Source organism: Frankia sp. CcWB2 (assembly GCF_977927585.1).
Window position 1 is genome coordinate 10098 of the sequence record NZ_CDWRCM010000111.1, and the last position, 3553, is coordinate 13650.

Genomic DNA, 3553 nt, shown 5'->3' on the forward strand with positions numbered 1-3553 from the left:
TACTGTTTCTCTGGTCAGGGTAATGTTCATTGCGTCTTCTCCTCGGCGTCGCGGCCATGCGCGTCGACTCCGGAGAAGCGTCCGAGACGGAAGGGTGAAGACCGATTTCCCCGCCGAGTGGCGCCGGGCGTGGCCGGCCCCGGGACGATGCCCGGGAGCGGGCGATCCTGGACGCCGCGCTGGAACTGCTCGTCGAGGTCGGGTATGAGCGGATGAGCATGGTCGCCGTCGCGGCCCGGGCCCGGGCCAGCAAGGCGACGATCTACCGCCGATGGTCGTGCAAGGACGAGATGGTCGTGGAGGCCCTGCGGCGGCATGGTCCCGGCGACCGCGTCCCGGCTGACACCGGGTGCCTGCGGGACGACCTGGCCGCCGAGGTGCGCCTCATGGTCGACACGATTACCGGTCCCGACGGTGCGCTGCTCATTGGCGTGCTCCGGGCCGCGAGCGAGTCCCCGCGGCTGGCTGCGGTCATGCAGGCCAACATCCTGCAGAACAAGGCGAAGATCGGCCGCTGCATGTTCGCTCGGGCCTCGCAACGGGGGGAGATCTCTGCGTCGGCCGATTTCGACGTGATCATGGAGATCGTCATGGCGATGATTTTCTGTCGCCTGCTCGTCACCGGTGAGCCGCTCGACGGCGCGTTCGTCGATCATATGGTGGACGACGTGCTCATGCCGTTACTGGCTGGCCGGCCCGGAACGACACTCCGGCCCGGAACACCCCCGTCCGGGGCCAACTCGAACACCTGAGCTATTCTCGGCTCGAACGCTCGTTCGATAGCCCTGTCCCTGCCACCGTCGCGTCACCGACGCCGCCACGGACCGCCCGGTCCCGGGGCGCCGTCCACCGGCACCATCCCCACCGCACCGGGTCGCCTCGCGCGAACTCGTGGCGTTCGTTCGTCCCCGTTTCAGGTCCGATCGGCTAGGAGCTTCCCTGTGACCACAACCCTCGACCACCAGGCGGAGGACCGTCCGGTGGACGCGGCGGACGGCTCGCCCGATCCACGGCGCTGGCTCGCGCTCTGGATCATCGCTGTCGCGCAGCTCATGGTCGTCCTCGACGCCTCGATCGTGAACATCGCGATCCCGCACGCGCAGGCCGATCTCGACATCTCCACCGCGAACCGGCAATGGATCGTCACCGCGTACACCGTGGCCTTCGGCGGTCTGCTGCTGCTCGGCGGGCGCGTCGCCGACTACCTGGGGCGCAAGCGGGCCTTCAGCTGGGGACTCCTCGGTTTCGCGCTGGCCTCGGCGCTGGGCGGCCTGGCCCCGAACGCCGGCCTGCTGTTCGCCGCGCGGGCGCTGCAGGGTGCGTTCGCGGCCCTGCTCGCGCCGGCCGCGCTGTCGCTGATCACCGTCGCCTTCACTGAAAGCCGCGAGCGGGCGAAGGCGTTCGGCGTGTACGGAGCGATCTCCGGTGGTGGCGCCGCGATCGGTCTTATCGTCGGCGGCCTGCTCACCGAGTACGCCTCCTGGCGGTGGTGCCTGCTGGTGAACGTGCCGATCGCGCTCATCACCGCGGCTCTCGCGCTACCCGTGGTGCGCGAGAGCCGGGCGCAGGGCAAGGCCCGCTACGACCTGCCCGGCGCGGTGACGGTGACCGCGGGCCTGGTGGCCTTGGTCTACGGCTTCACCGTGGCCGCCGAGGACGGCTGGGGCGACGCCCGCACCATCGGGCTGCTGGTCGGTGCGGTCGTGCTGCTCGCGGCCTTCGTCGTCATCGAGTCCCGCACCAGCGCGCCGCTGCTGCCGCTACGGGTGCCGTGGGAGCGCAACCGCGGCGGCTCGTTCCTGGCCTCGCTGCTGACCGGGGCCGGCCTGTTCGCGATGTTCCTGTTCCTGACGTACTACTTCCAGCAGACGCTCGGCTACGGCGCCCTGAAGACCGGCTTCGCGTTCCTGCCGTTCAGCGGCGGGATCATCGTCTCCGCGGGGCTGGCCAGCCAGCTCCTGCCGCGCGCCGGGCCCCGGGTACTCGCCGGCGCCGGCACGACGCTCGCGGCGGTCGGGATGGCGCTGCTCCTCGCGATCGGGACGGATTCGAGCTACGTCGTGCACATCCTTCCCTCCGAGCTGCTGATCAGCATCGGCATGGGCTTCTCGTTCGTGCCCCTGTCGAACCTCGCGCTGATCGGGGTCGCCCCGCACGACGCGGGGGTGGCCAGCGCGCTGGCCAATACGACGCAGCAGATCGGCGGGTCGCTGGGCACCGCGTTGCTCAACACCGTCTACGCGACGGCCGTCACCAACTACCTGGCCGATCACGGGCGGGGTGGGAAGGCCCTCCTTGACCAGGCGCAGATCGAGGGCTACACCACGGCGTTCCTGTGGGGAGCCATCCTCATCGCGCTCGCTGCGGTGGTGATCATCGTGCTCATCCGAGCCGGGCGGGAGTCGACCGCCGACGTCGAGGTCGTCCCCGCGCACGCCGGCTGACCCGTCCGCGCGGCACCCCGTCCGCGCACCCCTTCCTCGTCCGTCCGGGACAGGCCAGGAAGGGCCGCGGGGCGCTGGGGGCGCTGGGGTGGTGATCGGAAATCCTACAGTTCGGATTCCCCGGCCAGCATCGCCCGGGAGCTGAGCCGGAAACCGATGGTCCCGTCCACGATTTTTCGAATCACGGTGGCTTTCGGATCCCTGCCGCCGACCCCGTCGACACCCAGGGCGCCCGCCAGGGCCCGTAGCTGCGGGACCGGGATCCGGCCCAGGGCGGCCAGGTGCTCCCGGGCTTCCTCCCGGCTCGCGGCGGCGACCAGTGTCGCGTGCAGCTTCTCGACGTCCACGGACGCCGGGAGCCGGGAGCCGTCCGCCGCGGCACGACCGCCCGGGTCTGCTGCCGTAGCCGTAGCCGTAGCCGTGGGTGTGGCCGTGGCCGCGGGGACGACCGCGAGCCGCGCCCGACCCGCCATGAGATCGTCGAGCTGCCGGACGTCCAGGGTGGCGAGCAGATCGGACGCCTGGCGCAGGAGAACGGCCCCGAGACGGGCCGTATCCCGACCCGGGTGGCTGGCGGGCCGACTGTCAGGAGCCATGGTTCGCCGTCCGGATGCGTTTGAGGAACTCCTCGACCAGGCTCTGCAGTTCCCAGGCGAGTTCCCGGCTGAGCTGCTCGGTGAGAATGGCGGGGAGCTGGGCGCGGGCCGCGCCGGCGAAGTGCTTGTTGCTCTCCCGGAGCATCGCCTCGAAGACGGGCAGCCCAAGGCTTCTGGTCTGCGCTATGTAGGGCCGCAGCGCCGAAACGGGCTGACCACCGTAGTACTGGACCATCGTGAAGACGACGCCCAGAATCATCGGTTCCAGTTTCTTCACGGCCGGCCGGAGGTCGGCCTGCAGATCAGCGACCTGGTTGAACTCCCAGGTGGACCGGCGCAGCCGGGACTGCAGGTGATCGATTCCGAGGGTGGACAGCTCGTCCGGGCGGGCCGGGATGAGCAGCTGGTCGCTGGCCGCCACGGCGGACCTCGTGATGACGCCGAAGTTCGGCGGGCAGTCGATGAGCACCAGATCGTAGAGCCGCCCGGGCAGGGTGGCAAGCCCGGCCGCGA

At 70.5% G+C, this 3553-nt stretch carries 4 protein-coding genes; 2 read left to right on the top strand and 2 right to left on the bottom strand.

Going from position 1 to position 3553, the window contains the following annotated elements:
• Positions 1-164 precede the first annotated feature (164 nt).
• Together ACY45C_RS13035 and ACY45C_RS13040 are read left to right on the top strand one after the other, a co-directional pair.
• Positions 165-752, top strand: a complete 588-nt coding sequence (locus ACY45C_RS13035; RefSeq protein ID WP_462187893.1) for a TetR/AcrR family transcriptional regulator — start codon at positions 165-167, stop codon at positions 750-752.
• A 189-nt stretch (positions 753-941) separates the two neighbouring features.
• Complete coding sequence (locus tag ACY45C_RS13040; protein WP_462187889.1) at positions 942-2444, top strand: MFS transporter; 1503 nt, start codon at positions 942-944, stop codon at positions 2442-2444.
• Positions 2445-2548: 104 nt separating this feature from the next.
• Here ACY45C_RS13040 and ACY45C_RS13045 read toward each other — a convergent pair whose 3' ends face one another.
• Entirely contained in the window at positions 2549-3040 is a 492-nt protein-coding gene (locus ACY45C_RS13045) for a hypothetical protein (RefSeq protein ID WP_462187890.1), read from the bottom strand.
• On the bottom strand, positions 3030-3553 hold a 524-nt coding region (locus tag ACY45C_RS13050; protein ID WP_462187891.1), incomplete at its 5' end, for a ParA family protein. The genes ACY45C_RS13045 and ACY45C_RS13050, both read right to left, overlap by 11 nt.